The 26,136-nt window shown below is 65.7% G+C and carries 20 protein-coding genes and 1 pseudogene; 14 read left to right on the top strand and 7 right to left on the bottom strand.

Annotated features, from left to right (window positions below; all coding sequences use genetic code 11):
- From AC1D09_RS20685 to AC1D09_RS20670, 4 genes and pseudogenes are all read left to right on the top strand, one after another.
- Positions 1 to 251: pseudogene (locus AC1D09_RS20685) on the top strand (efflux transporter periplasmic adaptor subunit); the annotation flags it as partial.
- Between the two features lie 12 nt (positions 252 to 263).
- Entirely contained in the window at positions 264 to 3,353 is a 3,090-nt protein-coding gene (locus AC1D09_RS20680; protein WP_477662063.1) for an efflux RND transporter permease subunit, read from the top strand.
- A gap of 343 nt (positions 3,354 to 3,696) precedes the next feature.
- Entirely contained in the window at positions 3,697 to 7,041 is a 3,345-nt protein-coding gene (locus tag AC1D09_RS20675) for an efflux RND transporter permease subunit (protein WP_477662062.1), read from the top strand.
- Between the two features lie 11 nt (positions 7,042 to 7,052).
- Positions 7,053 to 8,483 (top strand): efflux transporter outer membrane subunit, encoded by a 1,431-nt coding sequence (locus AC1D09_RS20670; protein ID WP_477662061.1) that lies wholly within the window; start codon positions 7,053 to 7,055, stop codon positions 8,481 to 8,483.
- Between the two features lie 23 nt (positions 8,484 to 8,506).
- Here AC1D09_RS20670 and AC1D09_RS20665 read toward each other — a convergent pair whose 3' ends face one another.
- Complete coding sequence (locus tag AC1D09_RS20665) at positions 8,507 to 9,007, bottom strand: hemerythrin domain-containing protein (protein WP_477662060.1); 501 nt, start codon at positions 9,005 to 9,007, stop codon at positions 8,507 to 8,509.
- Between the two features lie 107 nt (positions 9,008 to 9,114).
- On the bottom strand, positions 9,115 to 10,080 hold the full coding sequence (locus tag AC1D09_RS20660) for a LysR family transcriptional regulator (protein WP_477662059.1): 966 nt from the start codon (positions 10,078 to 10,080) through the stop codon (positions 9,115 to 9,117).
- Between the two features lie 158 nt (positions 10,081 to 10,238).
- Between AC1D09_RS20660 and AC1D09_RS20655 the strand changes: the two genes are divergently transcribed.
- From AC1D09_RS20655 to AC1D09_RS20625, 7 genes are all read left to right on the top strand, one after another.
- On the top strand, positions 10,239 to 11,225 hold the full coding sequence (locus AC1D09_RS20655; RefSeq protein ID WP_477662058.1) for a Bug family tripartite tricarboxylate transporter substrate binding protein: 987 nt from the start codon (positions 10,239 to 10,241) through the stop codon (positions 11,223 to 11,225).
- A 12-nt stretch (positions 11,226 to 11,237) separates the two neighbouring features.
- A complete protein-coding gene (locus AC1D09_RS20650) occupies positions 11,238 to 12,284 on the top strand; it encodes a 4-hydroxythreonine-4-phosphate dehydrogenase PdxA (protein ID WP_477662057.1) in 1,047 nt (348 codons plus the stop codon).
- A 69-nt stretch (positions 12,285 to 12,353) separates the two neighbouring features.
- Entirely contained in the window at positions 12,354 to 13,526 is a 1,173-nt protein-coding gene (locus AC1D09_RS20645; protein ID WP_477662056.1) for an L-rhamnonate dehydratase, read from the top strand.
- A gap of 5 nt (positions 13,527 to 13,531) precedes the next feature.
- Positions 13,532 to 14,449: a dihydrodipicolinate synthase family protein gene (locus AC1D09_RS20640; protein WP_477662055.1), complete on the top strand. Its 918-nt coding sequence runs from the start codon at positions 13,532 to 13,534 to the stop codon at positions 14,447 to 14,449.
- 63 nt (positions 14,450 to 14,512) lie between these two features.
- Entirely contained in the window at positions 14,513 to 15,457 is a 945-nt protein-coding gene (locus AC1D09_RS20635) for a YncE family protein (RefSeq protein ID WP_477662054.1), read from the top strand.
- 4 nt (positions 15,458 to 15,461) lie between these two features.
- Positions 15,462 to 16,385, top strand: coding sequence for an amidohydrolase family protein (locus AC1D09_RS20630; RefSeq protein ID WP_477662053.1), 924 nt, complete (start codon positions 15,462 to 15,464; stop codon positions 16,383 to 16,385).
- Positions 16,386 to 16,424: 39 nt separating this feature from the next.
- Positions 16,425 to 17,876 carry an aldehyde dehydrogenase family protein gene (locus AC1D09_RS20625; RefSeq protein WP_477701209.1) on the top strand — a complete coding sequence of 484 codons (1,452 nt, stop codon included), beginning with the start codon at positions 16,425 to 16,427 and terminating at the stop codon, positions 17,874 to 17,876.
- On the opposite strand, the gene AC1D09_RS20620 is transcribed toward AC1D09_RS20625, so the two are convergent.
- Complete coding sequence (locus AC1D09_RS20620; RefSeq protein WP_477662051.1) at positions 17,861 to 19,165, bottom strand: glycosyltransferase family 4 protein; 1,305 nt, start codon at positions 19,163 to 19,165, stop codon at positions 17,861 to 17,863. The genes AC1D09_RS20625 and AC1D09_RS20620 overlap by 16 nt on opposite strands.
- A 230-nt stretch (positions 19,166 to 19,395) precedes the next feature.
- Here AC1D09_RS20620 and AC1D09_RS20615 point away from each other — a divergent pair, with 230 nt between their 5' ends.
- A complete protein-coding gene (locus AC1D09_RS20615; protein WP_477662050.1) occupies positions 19,396 to 19,827 on the top strand; it encodes a hypothetical protein in 432 nt (143 codons plus the stop codon).
- Positions 19,824 to 20,420 carry a DUF6151 family protein gene (locus AC1D09_RS20610; RefSeq protein ID WP_477662049.1) on the top strand — a complete coding sequence of 199 codons (597 nt, stop codon included), beginning with the start codon at positions 19,824 to 19,826 and terminating at the stop codon, positions 20,418 to 20,420. Before AC1D09_RS20615 ends, AC1D09_RS20610 begins: the two co-directional genes overlap by 4 nt.
- On the opposite strand, the gene glmM is transcribed toward AC1D09_RS20610, so the two are convergent.
- From glmM to AC1D09_RS20590, 4 genes are all read right to left on the bottom strand, one after another.
- Positions 20,417 to 21,748, bottom strand: a complete 1,332-nt coding sequence (gene glmM, locus AC1D09_RS20605; RefSeq protein ID WP_477662048.1) for a phosphoglucosamine mutase — start codon at positions 21,746 to 21,748, stop codon at positions 20,417 to 20,419. The genes AC1D09_RS20610 and glmM overlap by 4 nt on opposite strands.
- Positions 21,749 to 21,834: 86 nt before the next feature.
- Complete coding sequence (gene folP / locus AC1D09_RS20600) at positions 21,835 to 22,692, bottom strand: dihydropteroate synthase (protein WP_477662047.1); 858 nt, start codon at positions 22,690 to 22,692, stop codon at positions 21,835 to 21,837.
- A gap of 91 nt (positions 22,693 to 22,783) precedes the next feature.
- On the bottom strand, positions 22,784 to 24,706 hold the full coding sequence (ftsH, locus tag AC1D09_RS20595) for an ATP-dependent zinc metalloprotease FtsH (RefSeq protein ID WP_477662046.1): 1,923 nt from the start codon (positions 24,704 to 24,706) through the stop codon (positions 22,784 to 22,786).
- A gap of 122 nt (positions 24,707 to 24,828) precedes the next feature.
- Positions 24,829 to 25,584: an RlmE family RNA methyltransferase gene (locus AC1D09_RS20590; protein WP_477662045.1), complete on the bottom strand. Its 756-nt coding sequence runs from the start codon at positions 25,582 to 25,584 to the stop codon at positions 24,829 to 24,831.
- A gap of 42 nt (positions 25,585 to 25,626) precedes the next feature.
- Between AC1D09_RS20590 and AC1D09_RS20585 the strand changes: the two genes are divergently transcribed.
- Positions 25,627 to 26,103, top strand: a complete 477-nt coding sequence (locus AC1D09_RS20585) for a YhbY family RNA-binding protein (RefSeq protein WP_007873983.1) — start codon at positions 25,627 to 25,629, stop codon at positions 26,101 to 26,103.
- The last annotated feature ends 33 nt before the right edge of the window (positions 26,104 to 26,136 follow it).

Raw genomic sequence — 26,136 nt, 5'->3', positions numbered from 1 at the left:
CCTCCGCACCGGGCGCCGGGGCCTCCGCGCCCGCGGCGGGCGCCTCGGCCCCGGTCGCGGCCGCCGCTGAAGGCCCAACCCCAGAACAGCGCAAACGCATGCTGGACCAGGTCAAGGACGACCCGCAAGCCCTGGAACGCCGCCAGCGCTTTCTCGCGGCCATAGACGCCGGCGACCCCGCAGCACTCGAGCGCTGGCGCAGCATGAGGGAAAAACGCCAGGGCGGCGAACGCTCGCGCAGTGAAAAATAGGGATCTCGCCGCATGAGTCCCTCACGCCCGTTTATCCTGCGCCCGGTCGCCACCTCGCTGCTGATGGTGGCCATCGTGCTGGCCGGCCTCGTGGGTTTCAAGTTCTTGCCGCTCTCGGCCCTGCCGCAGGTCGATTACCCGACCATCCAGGTGCAGACGCTTTACCCCGGCGCCAGCCCCGAGGTCATGGCCCAGACCGTGACCGCGCCGCTGGAGCGCCAGTTCGGCCAGATGTCCGGGCTGCAGCGGCTGAGCTCCACCAGCGCGGCCGGCGTCTCCATCGTCACGCTGCAGTTCGGCCTGGGGCTGACGCTGGACGTGGCCGAGCAGGAAGTGCAGGCCGCCATCAACGCCGGCGGCTCGCTGCTGCCCGCCGACCTGCCCGCCCCGCCCGTGTACGCCAAGGTGAATCCGGCCGATGCGCCGGTGCTCACGCTGGCCATCACCTCCGACACGCTGCCGCTCACCGAAGTGCAGAACATCGTCAATACGCGCCTGGCGCTCAAGATCAGCCAGGTCAACGGCGTGGGCCTGGTCTCGCTGAGCGGTGGGCAGCGCCCCGCCGTGCGCATACAGGCCGACACGCGCGCCCTCGCCTCCTACGGCCTGGGCCTGGATTCGCTGCGCACCGCCATCAGCGCCGCCAACGCCAACGGCGCCAAGGGCAGCATTGACGGGCCCACGCGCTCCTACTCCATCAATTCCAACGACCAACTGGTCGCCGCCAGCGACTACCAGCGCCTGGTCATCGCCTACCGCAATGGCGCGGCCATCCGCGTGTCGGACGTCGCGCAGGTGGTCGACAGCGCCGAGAACATCAAGCTCGGCGCATGGAGCGGCCTGAAGCCGGCCATCATCCTCAACGTGCAGCGCCAGCCCGGCGCCAATGTGATCGCCACGGTGGATGCCATCAAGGCGCGCCTGCCCGAGCTGCAGGCCGGCCTGCCCACCGCGCTCAATGTCGATGTGCTGAGCGACCGCACCACCGGCATACGCGCCTCGGTGCTGCATGTCGAAATCGAGCTGGTGCTGGCCGTGCTGCTGGTGGTACTGGTGATTTTTGCGTTTTTGCACAGCCTGCGCGCCACCGTGATCGCCAGCCTGGCCGTGCCCATCTCGCTGATCGGCACCTGCGGCGCCATGTACTTGCTGGGCTACAGCCTGAACAACCTGAGCCTGATGGCCTTGACCATCGCCACCGGCTTTGTGGTCGACGACGCCATCGTGATGATAGAAAACATCTCGCGCTACATCGAGGAGGGCGAGGCGCCCATGGCCGCGGCCCTCAAGGGCGCGACGCAGATCGGCTTCACCATCATCTCGCTGACGGTCTCGCTGATCGCCGTGCTGATTCCGCTGCTTTTCATGGGCGACGTGGTGGGCCGGCTGTTCCGCGAGTTCGCCGTCACGCTGGCCATCACCATCCTGATTTCCGCGGTGGTTTCGCTGACCCTGGTGCCCATGATGTCGGCACGCTGGCTCACGCGCCACCCCGAGGGCGAGCCGGAAGGCGGCAAATTCGGCCTGTATATGCAGCGCTTCTTCGACAAGGTCATCCACCACTACGACCGCTGGCTCACCTGGGTGCTCAAGCGCCAGGGCCTGACCCTGCTGGTGGCGCTGGCCACGCTGCTGCTCACGGTGCTGCTCTATGTGCTGATCCCCAAGGGCCTGTTCCCCACGCAGGACACCGGCCAGCTGCAGGCCCGCATCGAGACCGCGCAGTCGGTGTCCTATGCCCGCATGGCCGGGCTGCAGCAAGCGGCGGCCAAAGCCATCCTCGAAGACCCTGACGTTGAAACGCTGAGCTCCTTCATAGGCGTGGACGCGGCCAACAACACCATGCTGCACACCGGCCGCATGCTGATCAACCTCAAGTCCAGCCGCAGCGGCAGCCAGCAGGAGACCATGGACAGGCTCAAGGAGCGCGTCGGCCAAGTGGCCGGCGTGACGCTGTACCTGCAGCCGACGCAGGACTTGACGATTGACGCCGAGACCGGCCCCACGCAGTTCCGCGTCTCGCTCGAGGGCTCGGACAACGCCACGGTGGTGCTCTGGGCCAACAAGCTCGCCGAACGCATGCGCCAGCTGCCCGGCGTGCGCAACGTGGCCTCCGATGCCGGCTCCAGCGGCGCCTCGGCCTACATCAACGTGGACCGCGACACCGCCTCGCGCCTGGCGGTCACCACCTCGGCCATAGACGACGCGCTCTACAGCGCCTTCGGCCAGCGCATCGTCTCCACCATCTTCACCGAGACCAACCAGTACCGCGTGATCCTTGAAGCCATGCCGGACCCGCTGGCCACGCCCGCCTCGCTGGGCGCGCTGCGGCTCAAGACCGGCTCGGGCAGCACCACGCCGCTGTCGGCGATCGCCACCATACGCGAGCAGCCCGCGCCGCTGCAGATCACCCGCGTGGCCCAGTACCCGGCCACGACCCTGGGCTTTGACACCGCGCCCGGCACCTCCCTGGGCCGCGCCGTCGACGAGATCCGCCAGGCCGCCAAAGACGTGGGCCTGCCCGGCAGCGTGACCCTGAGCTTCCTGGGCGCGGCCGGCGCCTACCAGGCCTCGCTGTCCAACCAGCTGTGGCTGATCCTGGCCGCCGTGATTTGCGTTTACATCGTGTTGGGCGTGCTCTATGAAAGTTATATCCACCCGCTGACGATTCTCTCCACCCTGCCCTCGGCCGGCGTGGGCGCGCTGCTGGCGCTGATGCTCAGCGGCTCCGACCTCGGCGTCATAGGCATCATTGGCATCATCCTGCTGATAGGCATCGTGAAGAAAAACGCCATCATGATGATCGACTTCGCCATCGACGCCGAACGCAACGAAGGCAAGTCCCCCCAGGAAGCGATCCACCAGGCGGCCCTGCTGCGCTTCAGGCCCATCCTCATGACCACGCTGGCCGCGCTGTTTGCCGCCGTGCCGCTGATGCTGGGGTTTGGTGAGGGCGCCGAGCTGCGGCAGCCGCTGGGGTTGTCGATTTTTGGCGGGCTGATTGTCAGCCAGATGCTCACGCTGTTTACAACGCCGGTGATTTATCTTGGGTTTGATCGGTTGGGGCGGAGGTTTGGGCGTAAGAAGGAGGTTCTTGCGTGATGGCCTCTTTTTGCTTTTCTGCAGGGCGCCCTCTGCTGAGGGCGGCTGGCCGGGATCGCCCGGCATGCGACTCACTTTTCTTTGCTTCGCCAAAGAAAAGTAAGCAAAAGAAAGGCGACCCTACTTGCTGCGTCCCTACGCTTCGCTACGGGCAACCTGCGGTGCTCGGTCCAGACGGGGTCTCGCTCGAACTCGCTACGTTGCACTTCGCTCAGACAATCGCGATCCCTGATCCGTCTGGCCCTGCGCTCCTCGGCGCAGCCAGAAGGGGTGGGGAGAGGAATACCAATACCGAATACCAAACAGCCCAAGACAGGCCTGGCTCGATCGAGGGAGTCAGGCCATGAATCTCTCAGAGCCGTTCGTCCGGAGGCCCGTCGCGACCGTTCTGCTGACCATCGGCCTGGCTCTGGCCGGCATAGGCGCCTTCTTCGTCCTGCCGGTCTCCCCCCTGCCGCAGGTCGACTTCCCGGTGATCTCGGTCAGTGCCACCTTGCCGGGCGCCAGCCCCTCGACCATGGCCAGCAGCGTGGCGACGCCGCTGGAGCGGCGGCTGGGCATCATCGCGGGCGTCAATGAAATGACCTCCTCGAGCGGCAGCGGTTCGACGCGCATCAGCCTGCAGTTCGACCTCAACCGCAAAATCGATTCGGCCGCGCGCGAGGTGCAGGCCGCCATCAATGCCTCGCGGGCCGACCTGCCGGCCAGCCTGCGCAGCAACCCGACCTACCGCAAGGCCAACCCGGCTTCAGCGCCCGTCATCATCCTGGCGCTGACCTCCAAGACGCGTTCGCCGGGCCAGATCTATGACGAGGTCTCCAACCTGGTGCAGCAAAAAATCGCCCAGGTGCCGGGCGTGGGCGACGTGGAGCTCGGCGGCGGTTCGCTGCCCGCGGTGCGGGTGGAGCTCAACCCCTTCGCGCTGAACCGCTATGGCGTGGCCGCCGAAGACGTGCGCGCGGCGCTGCAGGCCTCCAACGCCAACCGGCCGCGCGGCGCCATCGAGGGCAACGGCCAACGCTTCCAGATTTACACCGGCGCCAACACCGCCAGCGGCGGGCGCCGCGCTGCCGACTACCAGGACCTGGTCGTGGCCTGGCGCAACAACGCGGCCATACGCCTGCGCGATGTGGCCGAGGTGCAGGACGGTGTGGAGAACACCAACACGCTGGGCCTGTTCAACGGCGAGCCGGCCGTGATCGTGCTGGTCACGCGCCAGCCGGCCGCCAACGTGATTGAAACCGTGGACGGCGTGCGCGACCTGCTGCCCGAGCTGCAGGCCCAGCTGCCGCAGGACGTGCGCCTGCAGGTCGCCTCCGACAGCACCAACTCGATACGCTCCTCGCTGCATGAAATCGAGCTCACGCTGATCATCTCCATCGTGCTGGTGGTGCTGGTCGTCAGCGCTTTTTTGCGCAGCGCGCGCGCCACCATCATCCCGGCGGTTGCGACCGTGGCCTCGCTGCTGGGCACCTTCGGCGTGATGTACCTGATGGGTTTTTCCCTCAACAACCTGAGCCTGATGGCGCTCACTGTCGCCACCGGCTTTGTGGTCGACGACGCCATCGTGGTGCTGGAGAACACCAGCCGCCACATCGAAGCCGGCATGGACCGCTTCAAGGCCGCGTTGCTGGGCGCGCGCGAGGTGGGCTTTACCGTGCTGTCCATCAGCCTGTCGCTGGTGGCGGTGTTCATCCCCCTGCTCTTCATGGGCGGGCAGATAGGCCGGCTGTTCCGCGAATTCGCCGTCACGCTGTCGGCCGCCGTGCTGATCTCGCTGCTGATCTCGTTGACCACCACACCCATGATGTGCGCCTGGTTGCTCAAGCCCGACGCGCACAGCAAGCCGCCGGGCCGTATTGCGCGCTGGTTTGAACGCGCCTTCAACCGTGTGCACCGCAGCTATGAGACCAGCCTGGACTGGGCGCTGCACAGCAAGCTGCTGGTGATGCTGATCCTGGCGGCCGTGGTGGGCCTCAATGTCTACCTGTACGTGAAAGCGCCCAAGGGCTTTTTCCCGCAGCAGGACACCGGCCAGATCAACGGCGGCCTGCGCGCCGACCGCAGCATCTCCTTCCAGGCGCTGCAGGGCAAGCTCAGGCAGCTGGTCGAGATCATCCGCGCCGACCCGGCGGTGGACACCGTGGTCGGATTTACCGGCGGCTCGCGCGCCGGCGGCGGTTTCATGTTCATCAACCTCAAGCCGGTCGGCCAACGCAAGGAAGGCGGCCAGGCCGTGATCACGCGGCTGCGCCCGCAGCTCGCGCAGGTGACGGGCGTGAGCCTTTTCCTCAACACCGTGCAGGACCTGCGCGGCGGCGGGCGCCAGACCAACTCCACCTACCAGTACACCCTCAAGAGCGACAACGCGGCCGACCTGAGCCAGTGGGCCACGCGCCTGGCCGAGCGCATGAAAACCCAGGAAGCGCTGACCGACGTGGACACCGACCAGCAGGAAAACGGCGTAGAGACCATGGTCACCGTCGACAAGGAAAGCGCCGCGCGCCTGGGCATCAGCTCGCGCGACGTGGACAACGCGCTCTACGACGGCTTCGGCCAGCGCCAGGTCGCCACGATTTACGCCGAGCTCAACCAGTACCACGTGATCATGGAGGTCGCGCCGCGCTACACGCGCAGCCCCGAGTCGCTCAAGGACATTTATGTGCCGGCCAAAAATGCCGGGGGCGGCACGGGCAGCACCACCAGTACCAGCGCGGCAAGCACCACAACAACCGCCACCAGGTCTACCGCGGGCACGGCCGCCAGCACGGGCACATCCAGCACCTCGGCCGCCACCATAAGCGGCGGTACAACAACAACCAGCAGCACGCCCAGCATCAGCGCCAACCCGGGCCTGCGCGACGCCTCCAGCGGCAATGTGCTGAGCACCGCACCCAGCACCATGGTGCCGCTGTCGGCGATCGCGCGTTTCAGCGAGAACCCGACGGCCGCCTCCATCAGCCATGAGGACGGCGAACTCTCGACCACCATCTCCTACAACCTGGCCGAGGGCTTCACGCTGAGCGACGCCGAGGCGGCGGTGCGCCAGTCCGAAGCCGACATACGCCTGCCCACCAATGTGCGCGGCAGCTTTTCCGGCACGGCGCTCAGCGCCCAGCAATCGCAGGGCCAGCAGCCGCTGCTGATCCTGGCCGCGCTGGTGGTGATCTACATCGTGCTGGGCATCCTCTACGAAAGCCTGATCCATCCCATCACCGTGCTCTCCACCCTGCCCTCGGCCGGCGTGGGCGCGGTGCTCGCGCTGCTGATGTTCAAGCTGGACTTTTCCATCATCGCGCTGATAGGCATCTTCCTGCTGATTGGCATCGTCAAGAAAAACGCCATCCTGATCATCGACTTCGCGCTCGAGGCCGAACGCGCGCGCGGCATTTCTGCGCTGGAGGCGGTGCGCGAAGCCTGTTTGCTGCGTTTTCGCCCCATCCTGATGACCACGCTGGCCGCCATCCTAGGCGCGCTGCCGCTGGCCATAGGCTTTGGCGAAGGCGCCGAGCTGCGCCGGCCGCTGGGCATCGCCATCATCGGCGGACTGATCGCGAGCCAGCTGCTCACGCTGCTGACCACGCCGGTGGTCTATGTGCTGATGGACAAGCTGCGCCGCCGCAGCCCTCTTGAGCGCCAGCTCAGCCGCCATCCCGGCGAAACCGACGCGGCGGCGCAAACGCCATGATGGACAAGACCATGAAGAACCTCTCCCACACGCCCTGTTTTGAACACCGGCTCATCGCCGCCGCCCTGTTGGCCCTGCTCGCCACAGGCTGCGCCGTCGGCCCCGACTACAAACGGCCCACCACCGCCGAAGTCACAAATTTCAAGGAAGCCGAAGGCTGGGTGCCGGCCGCGCCGGCCGATGCGCTGGAGCGCGGCCCGTGGTGGAGCCTCTTCAAGGACCCGGTGCTGGACCAGCTGCAGTCGCGCGTCGACGTCTCCAACCAGAATGTCGCGCTGGCCGTGGCCGCCTATGCCCAGGCGCGCGCGCTGGTGCGCGAGCAGCGCGCCTCGCTGTTCCCTACAGTCACGCTGGACGCCGGCGCCACGCGTTCGCGCGCCAGCGGCAACGTCACGACAGGCAGCACCGGCCGGGTCGGCAACAACTACCAGCTCAGCATAGGCGGCAGCTGGGAGCCCGATGTCTGGGGCCGGCTGGGCCGCGCGGTGGACAGTGCCACGGCCGGTGAACAGGCCAGCGCCGCCGATCTGGCCTCGGCCAAGCTCTCGGCCCAGGGCGAACTCGCGGCCAATTATTTTTCGCTGCGCCAGACCGACGCGCAGAAAGCCTTGCTGGAAACCACGCTGGCCGGCTACCAGCGCGCGCTCGAAATCACGCAAAACCGCTACAAGGCCGGCATCGCCGCCAAGACCGACGTGCTGCAGGCGCAAACCACGCTGGCCAACGCCCAGGCCGACAATGCCGGCCTGCAGCGTACGCGCGCGCAGCTTGAACACGCGATCGCCGTGCTGGTCGGCGAAGCGCCCGCCAATTTCAGCCTGCCGCCGGCCGCCTGGAACCCGCTGGTGCCCGAAGTGCCGCTGGGCGTGCCCTCGGCCCTGCTGCAGCGCCGGCCCGACATCGCCGCGGCAGAGCGCCGCGTGGCTTCGGCCAATGAACAGATAGGCATCGCCAAAAGCGCCTACTTCCCCAGCCTGTCGCTGAACGCCTCGGCCGGCACCGGCGCCAGCCGCGTGGCCGATTTGTTCAAGGCCTCAAGCAGCGTCTGGTCCCTGGGACTGTCGGCCGCGCAACTGATTTTTGACGCCGGCGCCACGGGCGCCCGCGTGGACGGCGCGCGGGCTGGTCATGAACAGGCCGTGGCCCGCTACCGCCAGACCGTGCTGGTCGCCTTCCAGGACGTGGAAGACCAGCTCTCCGCCACCCGCGTGCTGCAAACCCAACAAGAACTGCGCCGCCAGGCTTCAGAGGCCGCCGACCAGGTCGAGCAGCAAGTGCTCAACCGCTACCGCAGCGGCCAGGTCGGCTACACCGAAGTCATCACCGCCCAGGCCACGGCCCTGAGCGCGCGCCGCGCCCTGGTGCAGGCCATGGCCGACCGCCAGACCACGGCTGTCGCGCTGATCCAATCATTGGGGGGCGGCTGGCAGGTCAAACAATAGCCTGCCGCGCGCCAAAGCCGCGTTTATGCGCCGGACACCAACGCCGGGCTCGCGGGGGAACAGCTAAGGCCGCCGCAACCTCGGATGACGTCCGTGGGCAAAGCCTGCGGCATGCCCACCACCCCCGTCACCGAGTCATAACCGATACCGCGCAGGTGCAGGGCCAGAGCGGCATCCATGGTTTGCGCATGCTGCGGAAACCACAGGGCCAGTTCCCGGGCCATATGGCGCACGGACATGAAATCCCCGGCCTGGGCCATCAACAGGCCTTCCCGCATGACCTGCAGCACCACCTTGTGCTGCACGGTATGGCAGTTGGAAGCCGAAAACCGCGTGTCCAGCATCCAGCGGTCTTCGCGGCTGAAGTGCTCGTCGGTGTGCTCCACCAGCGTGCGCCAGTGGCCGGCCAGCGCCTCGTCCGCCGCGTTTTCCACCTGCGCCAGCAGCTCGACAAACTCCCGGTGCGTGTCATCCATCAGGGGTAGTCCGAGCACAAGGGCTTCAGACCATTGAAGATTCGGCATGTGTGTGCTTCCAGCATTGCAATGCCCCAGCGTAAGCCAGGGCATGCCGCAAAGACTTGATCCAGGTCATGGAGCGCGCATTCACGGTGGCAAGCCGTGTTTTGGCGCTAGTGCGGTTTCCCATCACGCATCGGCAGTTTGCTTTGGTGCAGCGCCGACAAGAAAAACCGCGCCGCCTCGCTCAGCGGCCTGTCCTTGCGCGTGATGCTGCCGAAGGCTTCCATCTTGTGGCGGATAAAGCAGGGCAGGATGACCAGCAGGCCGTGGCGCGCATAGGTGTCGGCAATCGACTGCGGCATCACGCCGACCATCTCGGTCTCGGCGATCAGGTTGGTGGTGGTCAGGATGGAGGCCGTCTCTATCAGGCCCTTGGGTGAAGGCGCCTGCAGCATGCGGAACTCCTGCTCCAGCACCTCGCGCATGGGGCTGCCGGTGGGCTGCAGAATCCAGCCGTAGCCCAGCAAGTCGGCGAACTTCACGGCTTTCTTTTTGGCCAGCGGGTGCCGCACACCGACAACCAGGGCCAGGGCCTCGTTCTCCAGCGGCGTGAAACTGTAGTCGGCGCGGTGCTCGTCGCGTATGCGGCCAATGGCGACGTCGAGCACGCCCTCGCGCAGCAATTCAAACAACCGGTCGCTGGTGTCCATCGTGACGTCGACCGACAGCAGCGGATAGGCTTTTTTGAGCGCGATGATGGCCTGCGTGAGCAGATTGGGCGAAGGCGCCATGATGCTGCCGACCGAGACCCGGCCCGTGCCGCCCAGCTCCAGCTCTGCCAGTTCGCGCGTCATCGACTCCACCGAGCCGCGCATGCCGCGGAAGTAGCGCAGCACGCTGGCGCCGGCCGGCGTGAGTTTTTGCCCACGGCCCACACGCTCGAACAGGCGCTGGCCCAGCGCGGACTCAAGCTCCTGGATCATCTTGGTGGCGGCCGGCTGCGTCATGCCGAGTTCGGCCGAGGCCTTGCGCAGCGTGCCGTGTTCGCCCACGGCCAGGATCAGCGCAACCTGGCGCATGCGCAGGCGATTCAGCAGTTGGGGAATCGATGAGGAGCTACGGGGCGTGGCGAGCATGGCGGGCCTCCAGGGGGCGTTAATTTCAATTGATCACCCTAGGTTATCAAATAATCAGGGATTTTCAATTTACGTTAAGTGTCGCCATCCCTACCATCAGGGCATTCGTTCCAGCTTTCCCGCGCCTTTCCCACAACAATGACCCGGAGACAAAGACAATGCCCCGCCTGAAATCCCTCAAATTCCTCCCCGCCCTGCTGGCGGCCGCCTGCGCTTTGGCAGCCGCCTCCCCCGCCCATGCGCAGGCACAGGAATGGCCCGCAAAGCCGCTGCGCATCCTGGTGGGCTCGGCCCCGGGCGGCGGCACCGACGCCATGGCGCGCGCCGTGGCCGACCGGCTGGGCCCGCTGCTCAAGCAGCCCGTGGTGGTCGAAAACCGCCCCGGCGCCTCCAACACCCTGGCGGCCGACCTCACGGCCAAGTCCACCGACGGCCACACCCTGTTGATGGGCGTCTCGACCGCGCACGCGATCGCGCCGCATTTGCTCAAGCTGGGCTATGACAACAACAAGGACCTGGTGCCCGTGGTCTTTGTGGGCGCGGTGCCCAATGTGCTGGTGGTCAACAACGCGCTGCCGGTCGACTCCGTCCAGGCGCTGGTCAAGCTGGCCAAAAGCAAACCGGGCCAGCTCAATTACGCAACCAGCGGCTCGGGCAGCACCCAGCACATCGCGGCCGAACTCTTCAAGGACCAGGCCGGCGTCTTCATCACCCACATCCCCTACCGCGGCAGCGGCCCAGCGCTGATAGACCTGGTGGCCGGCCAGGTGCAGCTGAGTTTTGACACCATGCCCTCGGTCATAGGCCAGATCAAGAATGGCCGCATCAAGCCCCTGGCGGTTGCCAGCGCCAAACGCAACCCGCAGCTGCCCAATGTGCCCACCATGGCCGAAGCCGGCCTCAAGGGCGTGGAGATGAGTGCCTGGTACGGCATCTACATGCCGGCTTCCACACCCAAGGCGGTGCAGGAGCGTGTCTATACCGAAGTGAGCAAGGTGCTGGCCATGCCCGAAACGCAAACCCGGCTGGGCGCCATAGGCGCGGACCTGACGCCCATGACGCAAGCCCAGTTCGCGCAGTTCCACGCCGATGAAAACAAGCGTTATGGTGAGCTGATCGCCAGGAAAAACATCAAACTCGACTGATTGGATCAACGCATGAGCAACACGCAAACGCCGCCCGCAGCCCTGCCCGTGATCGCCCTCACGCTGGGCGACGCGGCCGGCATAGGCCCCGAGCTGGTTGCCCGGCTGCTGGCCCAGCCCGGGATTACGGCCGGCGCCAACATCGTGCTGGTAGGTGATGACTGGCTCTGGCAGCAAGGCCAGGGCACGGCCAAGCAAGCTGTGCCGACGCAAGCCGTCACCAGCCTGGCCGATGTGCGCGGCCGCGCCGACACCCGCCTGCCGGCTTTCCTGGCCATAGACACGATTCAACCCACCCAGGTGCAGCGCGGCCAGGCGCAGGCCGCCTGCGGCGCGGCCGTGCTGCAGGTGCTCAACCTCTGCATGGACGGCGCCAAACGCGGCGAGGTCGATGCGATCTGCTTCGCGCCGCTCAACAAGCAGGCCATGAAGCTGGGCGGCCTCAAGCACGAAGACGAGCTGCACCACTTCGCCGAATACCTGGGCGTGACCGGCTACTTCTGCGAGTTCAACACCCTGGGCGACTTGTGGACCTCGCGTGTCTCGTCCCACATTCCGCTGAAAGACGCGGCGGCCATGCTGAGCCAGCAGCGCATCGTGGACGCGGCAAAGCTGATTTATGCCTCGCTGCAAGCCAGCGGCAACGCCCATCCCAAAGTCGCGGTGGCGGCTTTTAACCCGCATGGCGGCGACGGCGGTGTCTGCGGGCGTGAAGAGATCGACATCATCGAGCCGGCCGTGGCCGAGCTGCGCGCGGCCGGCGTGCCGGTGGACGGCCCCTTCCCGGCCGACACCATCTTTTTGAAAGCGCGCGACGGGCTCTACCAGGCCATCGTCACCATGTACCACGACCAGGGTCAGATCGCGATCAAGCTCATGGGTTTCAGCAAGGGCGTGACGGTGCAGGGCGGCCTGCCGATACCCATCACCACGCCGGCCCACGGCACGGCCTACGACATTGCGGGCCAGGGCGTGGCCGACGTCAACGCCACGCTCAATGCTTTCAAGATTGCCCAGCGCATGGGAGTACGCCTGACGGCGCCTCCCCAAGGGGAGTAAACGGCTCACCCCTCCCCAACCCTCCCCTTCCAGGGGAGGGCTCGAAAGACTCACCTCAAAGGACCTCAAATGAAAATCAAATCCGTACGCGCCCGCGTCTTCGAATGGAAAGGCAAGACCGTTCCACCCCAGGGCAATTTCTGCTCCAACGCCATGGACCTGGTCTACTCCAACACCGAGACCATGAGCACCTTCCGCTTCCATTCCTGGACGGTGGTGGAGATTGAAACCGACGACGGCATCGTCGGCCTGGGCAACGTCGCGCTGGCGCCGCACATCGCCAAAGCCATCATCGACCAGTACCTTACGCCGCTGGTGCTGGGCCAGGACCCCTGGGACTATGAATACCTGTGGCAGCGCATGTACCGCGCCACACATGCCTGGGGCCGCAAGGGTGTGGCCATGGCCGCGATCTCGGCGGTGGACATCGCGATCTGGGACATTCTGGGCAAGTCGGTGGGCAAGCCGGTGTTCAAGCTGCTGGGCGGCCGCACCAAGGAAAAAATTCCCTGCTACTACTCCAAGCTCTACCGCACCGACATCAAGGCCATGCAGGACGAAGCGCAGAAATACCTGGACCAGGGCTTCACCATGTTCAAGTCGCGCTTCGGCTACGGACCGGCGCATGGCACCAAAGGCGTGGCGGAAAATTTGAAGGCCGTCGAGGCGCTGCGCGAAGTGATCGGCTACGACAACGACCTGATGCTCGAGTGCTACATGGGCTGGAACCTCGAATACGCCAAGCGCATGCTGCCCAAGCTCGAGAAATTCCAGCCGCGCTGGGTCGAGGAACCCGTGATCGCCGACGATATCGACGGCTATGCCGAATTGAACCAACTGACCAGCATCCCGATCTCGGGCGGCGAGCATGAGTTCAGCCTCTACGGCTTCAAGCAGCTGCTCGACAAAAAAGCCGTGTCCGTCGTGCAGTACGACACCAACCGCGTGGGCGGCATCACGGCCGCGCACAAGATCAACGCGCTGTGCGAGGCCTACAGCGTGCCGGTGGTGCCGCATGCCGGCCAGATGCACAACTACCACCTGACCATGAGCACGCTGGCCTCGCCCATGAGCGAATATTTCCCGATGTTCGACGTGGAAGTCGGCAACGAGCTGTTCTATTACATCTTCGATGGCGAGCCCGTGGCCGAGAATGGCTTCCTGCAGCTCGATGACAACAAGCCCGGCCTGGGCCTGACCATGAAGACCGAGTTCCTCAAAGACTTCAACATCGTCGAATGAGCGCCATGGCAGCCAGGTACCAGGGCGTGTTTCCGGTGGTGCCCACCACCTTCACCGACGCGGGCGAACTGGACCTCGCGAGCCAGAAGCGCTGCGTCGATTTCATGATTGACGCGGGATCCACCGGCCTGTGCATACTCGCCAACTTCTCCGAGCAGTTTGTGCTGTCGGACGAGGAGCGCGAGGTGCTGACCAGCACCATCCTCCAGCATGTGGCCGGCCGCGTGCCGGTGATTGTGACCACCACCCACTTCGGTACCCGGGTCTGCGCCGAACGCAGCCGCCGCGCGCAGGACCTGGGCGCGGCCATGGTCATGGTGATGCCGCCCTACCATGGCGCGACGATTCGCGTGCCGGAAGAAAAGATCTACGAGTTTTTCGCCACGCTGTCGGCCGCCATCGACATTCCCATCATGATCCAGGACGCGCCCGTCAGCGGCACGCCACTGCCCGCCGCCTTCCTCGCGCGCATGGCCAAGGAAATACGCAACGTCGCCTATTTCAAGATCGAGACACCGGGTGCGGCCTCCAAACTGCGCGAGCTGCTGCGCCTGGGTGGCGAGGCGATTGAAGGCCCCTGGGACGGCGAGGAAGCCATCACCCTGCTGCCCGACCTGGAGGCCGGCGCGACCGGTGCGATGACGGGCGGCGGCTACCCCGACGGCATACGCAAGATCATGGACGCCTGGGCGGCCGGCCGGCGCGAAGAGGCCGCGGCCGAGTACACGCGTTGGCTGCCGCTGATCAATTACGAGAACCGCCAGGGCGGCATCCTCACGGCCAAGGCTTTGATGAAGGAAGGCGGTGTGATTGCCTGCGAGGCGCCGCGCCATCCCTTCCCCGCCATGCACCCGGAGGTGCGCAAGGGCTTGCTGGCCACCGCGCGCCGGCTGGACCCGCTGGTGCTACGCTGGGGCAAATAGGCGCTTCAGCCGCCTGCTGTGCAGGCACCGTTTCCTTTCAGGCCCCCCATTTTCAGGACATCCATGCCGCTTCGGGAAACACTCTTGCTGGTGCAAAAATGCGCCCATACCTTCAGTTTTTACGACCTCGGCACCGGCCTGGCGCAAAAGCACATCGTGCTGCCGAATTTCCCGCATGAGTTCACGGTGGACGCGGCGCGCGGCCTGGCCTATGTGGGCCACTACGGCATAGAGACAGCCAGCCACCTGGGCGACATGGGCGGGCACTCGGTGTTTGTGATCGACCTCGCGCAGCAAAAACACGTGGCCACGCTGAACCTGTGGCCTTACTACCGGCCGCATGGCCTGGCGGTGGATGGCCAGGGGCGGCTGTTCGTGATGTCGGAGGCACACAACGTGTTGCTGCGTTTTTCGAACCCGGCGACAGCCCATGTGCCGGACCTGGCCGTGCCTTCGGGCGGCTACAAGACGCATTTGTTCGCGCTGAGCCGGGACGCGCAGACGGCTTACGCGCTCAACCTGTTGTCCAACACCGTGACCAAGATCAAACCCAATGACCCGACCTTCGCGCCGGTGGCCATGGTGCCGGGCCCGGTGCCCGAGGGCAACGTGCTGTCGGCCGACGAGTCGCTGCTGTATGTGGCCAACCGCGGCGACGACAGCATCGTGGCAGTGGACACGGAGAGCATGAAGGTCGTGGCCCGGGGCAAGACGCGGCGCGACCCCAACCGCGTTTACCGCTTCCGCGGCGCACAGGGCGATGAGCTGCTGCTCACCACCAACTCGGGCGAGCATTCGCTCTCGGTCTTCGGCACCGACCTGCAGGAGCAGCGCTGCCTCCCCTTGCCCGGCAACCCGCTGGCCCTGTCCTTCCACCCGGTGGAGCGCGCGGTGTATATCTCTTTCCAGGACGACACGGTGCGCCGGCTGAGCCTGGACAACTTTGAGTTCGGGCAGCAGATCAACACCCTGCGCGAACCCGATTCATCCTACGTCTGGCGGCATTGAGGCCATGATGCCGGCGATGCCCATCGTCGATGCCCACCACCACCTGTGGGACCTGTCGCGCGGCCATTACCCCTGGCTGCAGGAGGCCTACGACCCCGAGGCCTTTTTCCTGGGCGACTACCGCGCCATCTGCCGGGACTTCCTGCCAGCCGACTACCGCGCCGCCGCGGAGCCTTGCGAGCTCGTGGCCACCGTACACGTGGAGGCCGAGCGCAGCCGCGACGAGCAGCTGGCCGAAACCGCCTGGCTGCATGAGGTGCATGCACAGCACGGCTTCCCGAATGCCGTGGTTGCCCATGCCTGGTTTGACCGGCCGGACAGCGAGGAACAGCTGCTCGCGCAATCGCGCTTCCCGCTGGTGCGCGGCATACGCAGCAAGCCGGTGACTTCCGCGTCGCCGAACCACAGCGTGAAAGGCCAGGCCGGCAGCATGCAGGACGAGGCCTGGCTGCGCGGTTTCTCGCTGCTGGAGAAATACGGCCTGCGCTGGGACCTGCGCGTGCCGGCCTGGCATTTGCCCGAGGCAGCCGAAGTGGCGGCGCTGTTTCCCAAGGTGCCGATTGTCCTCAACCACCACGGCTTTGCCTGGGACCGCAGCGAAGAAGGCCTCAAGCGCTGGCGCGGCTGGATGCAGACCCTGGCCCGGCAGGAGAATGTGCACGTCAAACTCTCGGAATTCGGCCTGCGCGACCGGCCCTGGGATCTCCAGGAGAACGCGCGAATTGTGTATGAAACGATTGCAATTTTTGGATGGCAGCGCTGCATGTTCGCGAGCAACTTCCCGGTGGCCGGCCTGCGCATAAACTACCCTGACCTGGTGGACAGTGTGGCCGGCATGCTGGCCCAGCTGCCGCCCCACCAGCAGCATGCGATGATGTGCGCCAACGCCCTGCGTTTTTATGCGATTGATGTGACACTGCCTTTGTGACCCTTCTCCCAATCAAGCCCAGCCCCTGGAACCACACCCATGACCACGAAACATGACAACCTCATTGCCGGCCAATGGCTGGCCGGCAACAGCTACAGCCCCAACCTCAACCCCAGCAACCTGGCCGACGTGATCGGCGAGTACACGCAGGCCGACGCGGCCGGCCTGGACGCAGCGGTGAAGGCCGCGCAGGCGGCTTTCCCGGCCTGGTCGACCTCGGGCATACAGGCGCGCTCGGACGCGCTGGACAAGATAGGCACGGAAATCCTCGCGCGCCGCGAAGAGCTGGGCACCCTGCTCTCGCGCGAAGAAGGCAAGACCAAGCCCGAAGGCATAGGCGAGGCTACGCGCGCCGGCCATATCTTCAAGTTCTTCGCGGGTGAATGCCTGCGCCTGTCGGGCGAAACCATTCCCTCGGTGCGCCCCGGCATAGGCGTGGAGATTACGCGCGAGCCCGTGGGTGTGGTCGGCTTGATCACCCCATGGAACTTCCCCATCGCCATCCCGGCCTGGAAGATCGCACCCGCGCTGGCCTTCGGCAATTGCGTGGTGCTTAAGCCCGCCGACCTGGTGCCCGGCAGCGCCTGGGCACTGGCCGAGATCATCTCGCGCTCCGGCATCCCGGCCGGCGTGTTCAACCTGGTCATGGGCCCAGGCCGCGTGATCGGCGATGCGCTGGTCAACCACCCCGGCGTCAACGCCATCAGCTTCACCGGCTCGGTCGGCGTGGGCAGCCGCATCGCCGAGGCCTGCGCGAAGAACCTCAAAAAAGTGCAGCTCGAAATGGGCGGCAAGAACCCGCAAGTCATCCTCGACGACGCCGACCTCACGCAGGCCGTTGAGCTCAGCGCGCAGAGCGCCTTCTATTCCACCGGCCAGCGCTGCACGGCGTCGAGCCGCCTGATCGTGACCGAAGGCATTTACCCGGCTTTTGTCAAAGCCCTGCAGGAACGCATGGCCCGCATCAAGGTCGGTGACGCCCTCACGGCCGGCACCGACGTGGGCCCGGTGTCCTCGCAGGCGCAGCTTGAGCAGGACTTGAGCTATATCGAAATCGGCAAGGCCGAAGGCGCGACCCTGGCCTTTGGCGGCGCGCGCATTCCCTGCCACACCGGCAGCGGCGCCGAAGGTTATTACATGCAGCCGGCCCTCTTCAGCGAGAGCACGGCCGGCATGCGCATCAACCGCGAGGAAATCTTCGGCCCGGTCGCCAGCATCATCCGCGTGAAGGACTACGAAGCGGCTCTCGCCACCGCCAACGACACGCCTTTCGGCCTGTCGGCCGGCATCGCCACCACCAGCCTCAAATACGCGACCCACTTCAAGCGCCACAGCCAGGCCGGCATGGTCATGGTCAACCTGCCCACCGCGGGCGTGGACTACCACGTCCCCTTCGGCGGCCGCAAAGGCTCGAGCTACGGCCCGCGCGAGCAGGGCAAGTACGCGCAGGAGTTTTTCACGACGGTGAAGACGGCCTACACGCTGGCTTGATCCCGCCTCTCGGCCTGCTCGACCAGCGCCAGCAGGTCGGGCAGGCAGCGGGTGGCGAGATCAAAGCGCGCCACCACGGCCTGGCGCGCCGCATGCCCCAGGTGCGCATAGGCGGCCGGGTCGGCAAGGACGTCCACCACGGTTTCGGCCATGGCCCGCACGTCAAAAAAATCAACCAGCAAGCCGTTGACCCCGTGTTCCATGACCTCCTCGACAGGGGCGGTACGGCTGCCAACCACGACACAGCCCGCGCTCATGGCTTCCAGGCAGCTCCATGACAGGACAAAGGGATAGCTCAGGTACACATGACAGCGTGAAACCTGCAGCAGCTGGAGGTAGCGGGCGTAAGGCAGTGTCCCGACAAAATGGACACGCTCCATCGGCAGCTGGCCGCCGACCTCCTTGAGCAGGACTTCGCGCCATGTGCCGCCACCCGCGGGTTTGCGGCCGTAGCTCACCTCGTCGCCCCCCACCAGCACACAATGCGCGCCGGGCCGGGCTTTCAGGATGGCCGGCAAGGCCCGCATGAAGCTGTGGAAACCCCGGTAAGGCTCCAGGTTGCGATTAATGAATGTCAGGACTTCGTCGCCGGGCTTGAACTGCAAGCCCTTGTCGGGCAATGAAAACAAGGCGCCCGGATCGGGTCGGGCCAGGCCCGTGGCAATGCCGTCGTGAACGACCCGTACCTTGCCGCGGTATTCCTCGGGCACTTGCCGGCGCTGCCATTCGGTGGGCGCATACGCCATGTCCGCGGCGTTCAGCGCGTGCATCAGCGCGGTGTTTTTGAGGCGCAGCACGGCACGCGCCGACAGGCTCGCGTTGTAAAACTCCGGGTCGAAATCACAATCGCTGCCCTGCGCGGAGTAGTAGAACTCCGAAAACACCAAAAGCCTGGTGCCCGGCCAGACGTCCTTGCAGAAAAGCGCCTCACCCCAGCCGGGATGCGCCACGATGAGGTCCGGGCTGAAGCCCTGGTCGGCAAGCCCTTGCATGGCCTGCGCGCAGGCCGAGCCGCGCAAGGCCTTGACCTCAAAATCGCGGACCGCCGCGAGCCGGCTGGGCGTTGCCAGGGAGGGCAGCGGGTAGCGCACCACACTAACCCCCTCCACCGGCCGCGGTGTGATACCAAGTCCCACAATCTCGTGTCCCTGGGCCGCGAGGGCCTTGGCCACGTGGACAAACTGCCCCGGAAAGTTCTGGTGGATAAACAGGTAACGGCGCCGCGGTGGTGCTGGCGCTTCACCGGGTTTGGTGCCGGCACCTTCGGAAACGGGAGTCTTGGGCTTCATACATCAATGGCGTGAAAGCTTTCCAGCGGAAAGCCGGGTTGTTGCATGTGGCACGAACCGGGGCACGGGTACCCCGCTCAAGCCTCGAACAACCCACTCTAGGCACCATACATTTAGAAACAACTCCCCTCGTCGGAGCCTGCGCCGGCGGCGCATGGTTAGACTACCTAGCCGGTACAAGGCAGAACGCCTGCGGTATCTCCGTCCTTCCAAGTCCAGGCCTGAACCCCATGCGCCCCCTTCACTCCTCCAAACACCTTCGCACGCTGCTGTTGTCCCTGACCGCGGCTTACTTCCTCACCAGCCTGGGCCACTTCAGCCACAACGCCGAGTTCATCTGCGAGTATCCCAATCTTCCGGCCTGGCTCACCCGCGCCCAGGTCTATGCGGTGTGGGCGGGCATCACCTCCGTGGGTGCGACCGGCCTGCTGCTGATGCGCAAAAAATTCATGGCCGCGGGCCTGTTGCTGATAGCCGTTTATGCGGCGCTGGGTTTTGACGGCCTGGGCCACTATGCGGTGGCGCCCATGGAGCTTCATCCCTTGATGGCCAATGTCACGATTCTTTCGGAAGTTGTTGCCGCCGCAGTTTTGCTGCCGGTAACGCTTTGGCTACTGGTATCACATATGCTTTGTCATCAAGTGGGAGGACCCCGGACATGAACCACCCCCTTCGCTGCCAATGCGGCACCCTACGCGGCCACGTCAGCCACACTGAATCCGTATGCCGCGGCGTTTGCTACTGCAAAGACTGCCAGGCTTATGCGCACTTCCTGGGCAAGGCGGACGAGACTCTCGATGAGATGGGTGGCTCGGACGTGGTCGCCACGCTTCCCCAGCATGTCACTTTCACGCAAGGTGTCGAGAAGCTGAGCTGTATGTCGCTGAGCGACAAAGGCATGCTGCGCTGGTATGCGAGCTGCTGCAACACGCCTGTCGGCAACACCTCGCGCGACTTCAAGGTTTCGCATGTCGGCTTGCTGCACAACTGCCTGCGGGATTCTTCGACCAGCCTGGACAGCGCTTTCGGTCCGGTGCGCATGCGGGTCGGTATGAAGAGTGCCAAGGGCACACCCAAGGCCATGGCGCTCAGCACCACGGTAGCCATCCTCCAGTTCATGGCCAGGCTGATACGCGCCAGGCTGGACGGCAGCTACAAGCGCACGCCCTTCTTTGACCCGGAGACGGGTAAGCCACGCGTATCGCCCAAGGTGCTCACACCGGATGAGCGGGCCCGCCTGATGCAGGCCGTTTAAGACCGCACCGTGTCCGCCACGCGCTCGGCGCAGCTTTTCGCCTGGGCCGCGTCGCGGGCCTCGACCATCACGCGCAGCAGCGGCTCGGTGCCGCTGGCGCGTATCAGCAGGCGGCCGGTATCGCCGAGTTCGGCTTCCACGGTTTTGCTCATGTCGGCCAGGGGCTTGCTGCTCTTCCAGTCCTGGCCGGGCTTGAGGCGCACATTGATCAAGGTCTGCGGGAACAATACCACCTCGCTGAGCAGCTGGGCAATGGTCTTGCCGCTGCGCACGCAGGCCTGCAGCACCTGCAGCGCGCTGATCAGGCCGTCGCCGGTGGTGTGCTTGTCGAGCGCGAGCAGATGGCCGGATCCCTCGCCGCCCAGCAGCCAGCCGCGCTTGTCGAGCTCTTCGAGCACATAGCGGTCGCCGACCTTGGCGCGCACGAACTCCACGCCCTTCTTCTTCAGCGCGACCTCCACGGCCATATTGGTCATCAAGGTGCCAACGGTGCCGGGCACTTTTTCGCCGCGCGCCAGGCGCTCGTTGACCATCAGGAAGAGCACTTCGTCGCCGTTGAAGAGGCGGCCCTCGGCGTCCACCATCTGCAGGCGGTCGGCGTCGCCGTCCAGCGCAATGCCGTAGTCGGCCTTGTAGGCCTGCACGGCCTTGATCAGCGCCTCGGGATGCGTGGCGCCGACCTCGTGGTTGATGTTCAGGCCGTCGGGCGCGCAACCTATGGAGATGACCTCGGCGCCCAGTTCATGGAACACCATGGGTGCGATGTGGTACGCCGCGCCGTGGGCGCCATCGACGACGATCTTCAGGCCCTTGAGCGTGAGGTCGTTGGCAAAAGTGCTTTTGCAAAATTCGGTGTAGCGGCCGGCCGCGTCATCCAGGCGGCGCGCCTTGCCCAGGGTGGCCGAGTCGGCCCAGACGGGCGGCTCTTCAAGCGCGGCTTCCACGGCCAGCTCCCAGGCGTCGTCGAGCTTGGTGCCCTGGGCGCTGAAGAACTTGATGCCGTTGTCGGGGTAGGCGTTGTGGCTGGCGCTGATGACCACGCCCAGGCTGGCGCGCTGGGCGCGTGTGAGGTAGGCCACCCCGGGCGTGGGCAGGGGGCCCAGCAGCACCACGTCGACGCCGGCCGAGTTAAAGCCCGATTCGAGCGCGCTTTCGAGCATATAGCCCGAGATGCGCGTGTCCTTGCCGATCAGCACCGTGGGGCGGGTTTCGGTCCTGCGCAGCACGCGGCCCACGGCGTGCGCCAGGCGCAGCACGAAGTCGGGGGTGATGGGCGGCTGGCCCACCGTGCCGCGGATACCGTCGGTGCCGAAGTATTTTCTGGTCATGGCGTTTTGTCCCTGTGGAGCTTGTTGTTCTGCAAATGTGGGGCTATTTTAGGCGGCGCCGCCCTGCCCGGCTGTCAGTCAAAACCTCAACGAGCGGCGGCCCACACTTTGAGTGCCTGCACGGTTTCCTTGACGTCATGCACACGCACGATGCGCGCGCCGCGGTCCACGGCCAGCAGGGCCGCCGCGATGCTGGGCACCATGCGGTCGGCCACGTCGAGCTGGGCCACGGCGGCCAGCGAGGTGCTGGTGACAGCGGCCAGGGACGACTTGCGCGACCAGGCGGCCAGCAACGGGTAGCCGGCGGCGAGGAACTCCTGCTGGCGCGCCAGCAGCGCGAAGTTCTGCGCCACGGTCTTGCCGAAGCCTATGCCCACGTCGAGCACGATGCGCGACCTGGCGACGCCGGCGGCCAGCAGGCCGGCCGCGGCGGCTTCGAGGAAGTCGCGCACCTGCGGCACCACGTCGCCCTCCATGGGCGCGACCTGCATGGTCTGCGGCTCGCGGTGCATGTGCATGAGGCAGACGCCGCAGTTGGGGTGCGCGGCCACCACCTCGGCCGCGCCGGGTTTGCGCAAGGCCCAGATGTCGTTGATGACGTCGGCGCCCAGGTCCAGCACGGCCTGCATGACCTCGGGCTTGTAGGTGTCCACGGACAGCGGCACACCCAGGGTGGCGGCATGGCGCACCACGGGCAGCACGCGTGCGAGTTCTTCTTCCAGCGGCACGGGCGGCGCGCCGGGGCGCGTGGACTCACCGCCTATGTCCAGCATGTCGGCGCCATTCTTGAGCAGCTTCTCGCAATGGGCGAACACGCTGGCAAAGCCGCTGCCTTCGCTGAAGTACTTGCCGCCGTCCGAAAACGAGTCGGGCGTGACGTTGACGATGCCCATGACCCGCGGCTTGGCGAGGTCGATTTGGAAGCGGGAGGTTTGCCAGATCATGGTTTGTCCTCGGAAATAAAAAACCGGGGACTGGCCCCGGTTGTGGTGACGGCTGCCCGGCAGCCCGTCATGCTGTGTCCGTCGCCGGGCCTCAGGCCACCGTGGGCGCCGGGTCGGCGCTGACGGCCGGCGTGCCGCCCGAGGGGCCGCCGCCACCGCCGACGGAGGAGTTGCGCGGCGTCCAGTCCTTGGGCGGGCGCGGCTCCTTGCCGGCCATGATGTCGTCGAGCTGGTCGCCGTCTATGGTTTCCCATTCGAGCAAGGCCTTGGCCATGGCGTGCATCTTGTCCTGGTTGTCCTCGATCAGCTTGCGCGCCAGGGCGTATTGCTGGTCGATGATGCGGCGCACCTCGCCGTCGACCTTTTGCAGGGTCGACTCGCTCATGTTATTGGTCTTGGTGACCGAGCGGCCCAGGAAGACTTCGCCTTCGTTCTCGGCGTAGACCATGGGGCCCAGGGCCTCGGTCATGCCGTAGCGCGTGACCATGTCGCGCGCCAGCGCGGTGGCGCGCTCAAAGTCGTTGCTGGCGCCGGTCGTCATCTGGTTCATGAAGACTTCCTCGGCGATGCGGCCGCCGAACAGCATGCTGATCTGGCTCAGCATGTACTCGCGGTCGTAGCTGTAGCGGTCCTGCGCGGGCAGGCTCATGGTCACGCCCAGCGCGCGGCCGCGCGGGATGATGGTGACCTTGTGGACCGGGTCGCACTTGGGCAGCATCTTGCCGAGCAGCGCGTGGCCGGACTCGTGGTAGGCCGTGTTGCGGCGCTCTTCCTCGGGCATGACCATGCTCTTGCGCTCCGGGCCCATGAGGATCTTGTCCTTGGCTTTTTCGAAGTCCTGCATCTCGACGGTGCGCGCGTTGCGGCGCGCGGCCATCAGGGCGGCTTCGTTGCAGAGGTTGGCGAGGTCGGCGCCGGACATGCCGGGCGTGCCGCGCGCGATCACGCTGGCGTTCACGTCCTGGCCCAGCGGCACCTTGCGCATGTGCACATTGAGGATCTGCTCGCGGCCGCGGATGTCGGGCAGCGTCACATAGACCTGGCGGTCGAAGCGGCCGGGGCGCAGCAAGGCGGCGTCCAGGATGTCGGGGCGGTTGGTGGCGGCCACCACGATCACGCCGACATTGGTTTCGAAGCCGTCCATCTCGACCAGCATCTGGTTCAGGGTCTGCTCGCGTTCGTCGTTGCCGCCGCCCAGGCCGGCGCCGCGCTGGCGGCCGACCGCGTCGATTTCATCGATGAAGATGATGCAGGGGGCGTTTTTCTTGGCGTTCTCGAACATGTCGCGCACGCGGGCCGCGCCCACGCCGACGAACATTTCAACGAAGTCGGAGCCGGAAATCGAGAAGAAAGGCACTTTGGCCTCGCCGGCGATGCCCTTGGCCAGCAGGGTCTTGCCGGTGCCCGGGGGGCCGACCAGCAGCAAGCCGCGCGGAATGCGGCCGCCCAGTTTCTGGAATTTCTGCGGGTCTTTGAGGAAGTCGACGACTTCCTTGACCTCTTCCTTGGCCTCGTCGCAGCCCGCGACGTCGGCGAAGGTGACCGGGTTGGTGGACTCGTCCAGCATGCGCGCCTTGGACTTGCCGAAGCTGAAAGCCCCGCCCTTGCCGCCACCCTGCATCTGCCGCATGAAGTAGATCCACACGCCTATCAGCAGCAGCATCGGCCCCCAGCTGATCAGCAGCGAGGTGAGGAGGGAGGTTTCTTCGCGGGGCTTGACGTCGAACTTGACGTCGTTGGCGATCAGGTCGCCGACCAGGCCGCGGTCCAGGTAGGTGGCCGTGGTGCGGACCTTGCGGTCGTCCACGGTGGTGGCCGAGATCTCGGTGCCGCCCTGGCCTTCGGCGATGGTCGCCTGCTTGATGCGCTTGCCGCGCACTTCTTCCAGGAACTCGGAGTAACCCAGGTAGTTGGAACCGGCGCCGCCACGTGTATCAAATTGCTTGAATACGGTGAACAGCACCATGGCGATCACCAGCCAGATTGCAATTTTGGAAAACCACTGATTGTTCAAGGACTACTCCGGTGTAAGAACAAAAGTCACATGCGCCTGATTTTAGGCCTTTCAAGGGCCAAAACAGCTTAACCCGGTCCCGGCCCCTGGTTTAAAGCGGGATTAAGGGAAAGTCCGTGGCTTTAGGCACGCTTTTTCAGCCCCCGGCCTATCAGAAAGGTTTCCGATGAGCCCGGTCGCGAGGCTTTGGGCTTGAGCGGCTTGACGACCTTGAAGGTGTCGCGAAACAGCTTGACCAGCTGGTCATAGCCGCTGCCGTGGAACAGCTTGACCACCAGCGTGCCGTCCGGTTTCATGCGGTTCTGGGCGAATTCCACGGCCAGCTCGATCAAATGGGCGATGCGGGCCGCATCGGCCGACTCGATGCCCGAGAGATTGGGCGCCATGTCCGAAATCACCAGGTCCACCTGGACCTGGCCGTCGGGGCCGGCCAGGGTGTCCTCCAGCTGCCGCAGCACCTCGGCCTCGCGGAAATCGCCCTGGATAAAGGTCACGCCCTCAATCGGCTCCATGGGCAGCAGGTCCAGCCCGATGATGCGGCCGTTGAGCGTGCCGGCCGCCGCGCCCGCGGGAGACAGCTTGCGCCGCACGTACTGGCTCCAGGCGCCGGGCGTGCTGCCCAGGTCGACCACACAGTCGCCGGGCTTGACCAGGCCGAAGGTTTCGTCGATTTCCTTCAATTTGTAAGCGGCGCGGGCCCGGTAGCCCTCTTTCTGGGCGAGCTTCACATAGGGATCGTTGATGTGCTCGTGCAGCCAGGCCTTGTTGACTTTTCCCTTGCCGCCGGCCTTCACGGCGGTTTTGCCGGCCGCCTTGGCGGCGGCCTTGGCATCGGTCTGGACGCCGGGCTTGAAACCGGTCTTGGCATTTACTTTCATGGGGCCTATTGTCCTCTCCCGGACTCGCCCGATAATTGGGCCATGGCTCAAATACAACTTACCCCCGCCCAGCGCAAGGACCACCGCGCCGATGCCCACCACCTGAACGCAGTCGTGATGATAGGTTCCGACGGGCTGACCCCCGCCGTCAAGAAGGAAACCGACGCGGCGCTCAAGGCCCATGGGCTCATCAAGGTGCGGGTGCTGTCGGACGACCGTGCCGGCCGCGAGGAGATTTTCCAGACCCTGGCCGACGAACTCAATGCCGCGCCCATCCAGCATATCGGCAAGCTGCTGGTGCTCTGGCGCCCCATGCCGCCCAAGGAAAAAAAGGTCAACGAGGACCGCATGCCCGGCCCGCGCGACGTCAAGGTGCTCAAGAACAGCTCGCGCCACGGCCAGCGGCCCGAGGTCAAAACCCTGCGCGTGCTGGGCAACCAGCGCCTCACGCCGGGCGGCACCGTCAAGCGGGCCAAAAAACCCCAGCTCAAGAGCGTCAAGAAAAGCGCGCAGGGCTGACGCCCCACCGCCCCGGGGCCGGCAATCGGCTCC

Source organism: Polaromonas sp. P1_A2 (genome assembly GCF_056406895.1).
The sequence above is the reverse complement of the archived record's forward strand: the minus strand, read 5'-3'. Positions and strand labels throughout refer to the sequence as shown.

Coding starts and splice junctions, on each gene's coding strand:
- AC1D09_RS20680 (WP_477662063.1), top strand. CDS start 264: ATGAGTCCCTCACGCCCGTTTATCCTGCGCCCGGTCGCCACCTCGCTG.
- AC1D09_RS20675 (WP_477662062.1), top strand. CDS start 3,697: ATGAATCTCTCAGAGCCGTTCGTCCGGAGGCCCGTCGCGACCGTTCTG.
- AC1D09_RS20670 (WP_477662061.1), top strand. CDS start 7,053: ATGAAGAACCTCTCCCACACGCCCTGTTTTGAACACCGGCTCATCGCC.
- AC1D09_RS20665 (WP_477662060.1), bottom strand. CDS start 9,007: ATGCCGAATCTTCAATGGTCTGAAGCCCTTGTGCTCGGACTACCCCTG.
- AC1D09_RS20660 (WP_477662059.1), bottom strand. CDS start 10,080: ATGCTCGCCACGCCCCGTAGCTCCTCATCGATTCCCCAACTGCTGAAT.
- AC1D09_RS20655 (WP_477662058.1), top strand. CDS start 10,239: ATGCCCCGCCTGAAATCCCTCAAATTCCTCCCCGCCCTGCTGGCGGCC.
- AC1D09_RS20650 (WP_477662057.1), top strand. CDS start 11,238: ATGAGCAACACGCAAACGCCGCCCGCAGCCCTGCCCGTGATCGCCCTC.
- AC1D09_RS20645 (WP_477662056.1), top strand. CDS start 12,354: ATGAAAATCAAATCCGTACGCGCCCGCGTCTTCGAATGGAAAGGCAAG.
- AC1D09_RS20640 (WP_477662055.1), top strand. CDS start 13,532: ATGGCAGCCAGGTACCAGGGCGTGTTTCCGGTGGTGCCCACCACCTTC.
- AC1D09_RS20635 (WP_477662054.1), top strand. CDS start 14,513: ATGCCGCTTCGGGAAACACTCTTGCTGGTGCAAAAATGCGCCCATACC.
- AC1D09_RS20630 (WP_477662053.1), top strand. CDS start 15,462: ATGATGCCGGCGATGCCCATCGTCGATGCCCACCACCACCTGTGGGAC.
- AC1D09_RS20625 (WP_477701209.1), top strand. CDS start 16,425: ATGACCACGAAACATGACAACCTCATTGCCGGCCAATGGCTGGCCGGC.
- AC1D09_RS20620 (WP_477662051.1), bottom strand. CDS start 19,165: ATGAAGCCCAAGACTCCCGTTTCCGAAGGTGCCGGCACCAAACCCGGT.
- AC1D09_RS20615 (WP_477662050.1), top strand. CDS start 19,396: ATGCGCCCCCTTCACTCCTCCAAACACCTTCGCACGCTGCTGTTGTCC.
- AC1D09_RS20610 (WP_477662049.1), top strand. CDS start 19,824: ATGAACCACCCCCTTCGCTGCCAATGCGGCACCCTACGCGGCCACGTC.
- glmM (WP_477662048.1), bottom strand. CDS start 21,748: ATGACCAGAAAATACTTCGGCACCGACGGTATCCGCGGCACGGTGGGC.
- folP (WP_477662047.1), bottom strand. CDS start 22,692: ATGATCTGGCAAACCTCCCGCTTCCAAATCGACCTCGCCAAGCCGCGG.
- AC1D09_RS20590 (WP_477662045.1), bottom strand. CDS start 25,584: ATGAAAGTAAATGCCAAGACCGGTTTCAAGCCCGGCGTCCAGACCGAT.
- AC1D09_RS20585 (WP_007873983.1), top strand. CDS start 25,627: ATGGCTCAAATACAACTTACCCCCGCCCAGCGCAAGGACCACCGCGCC.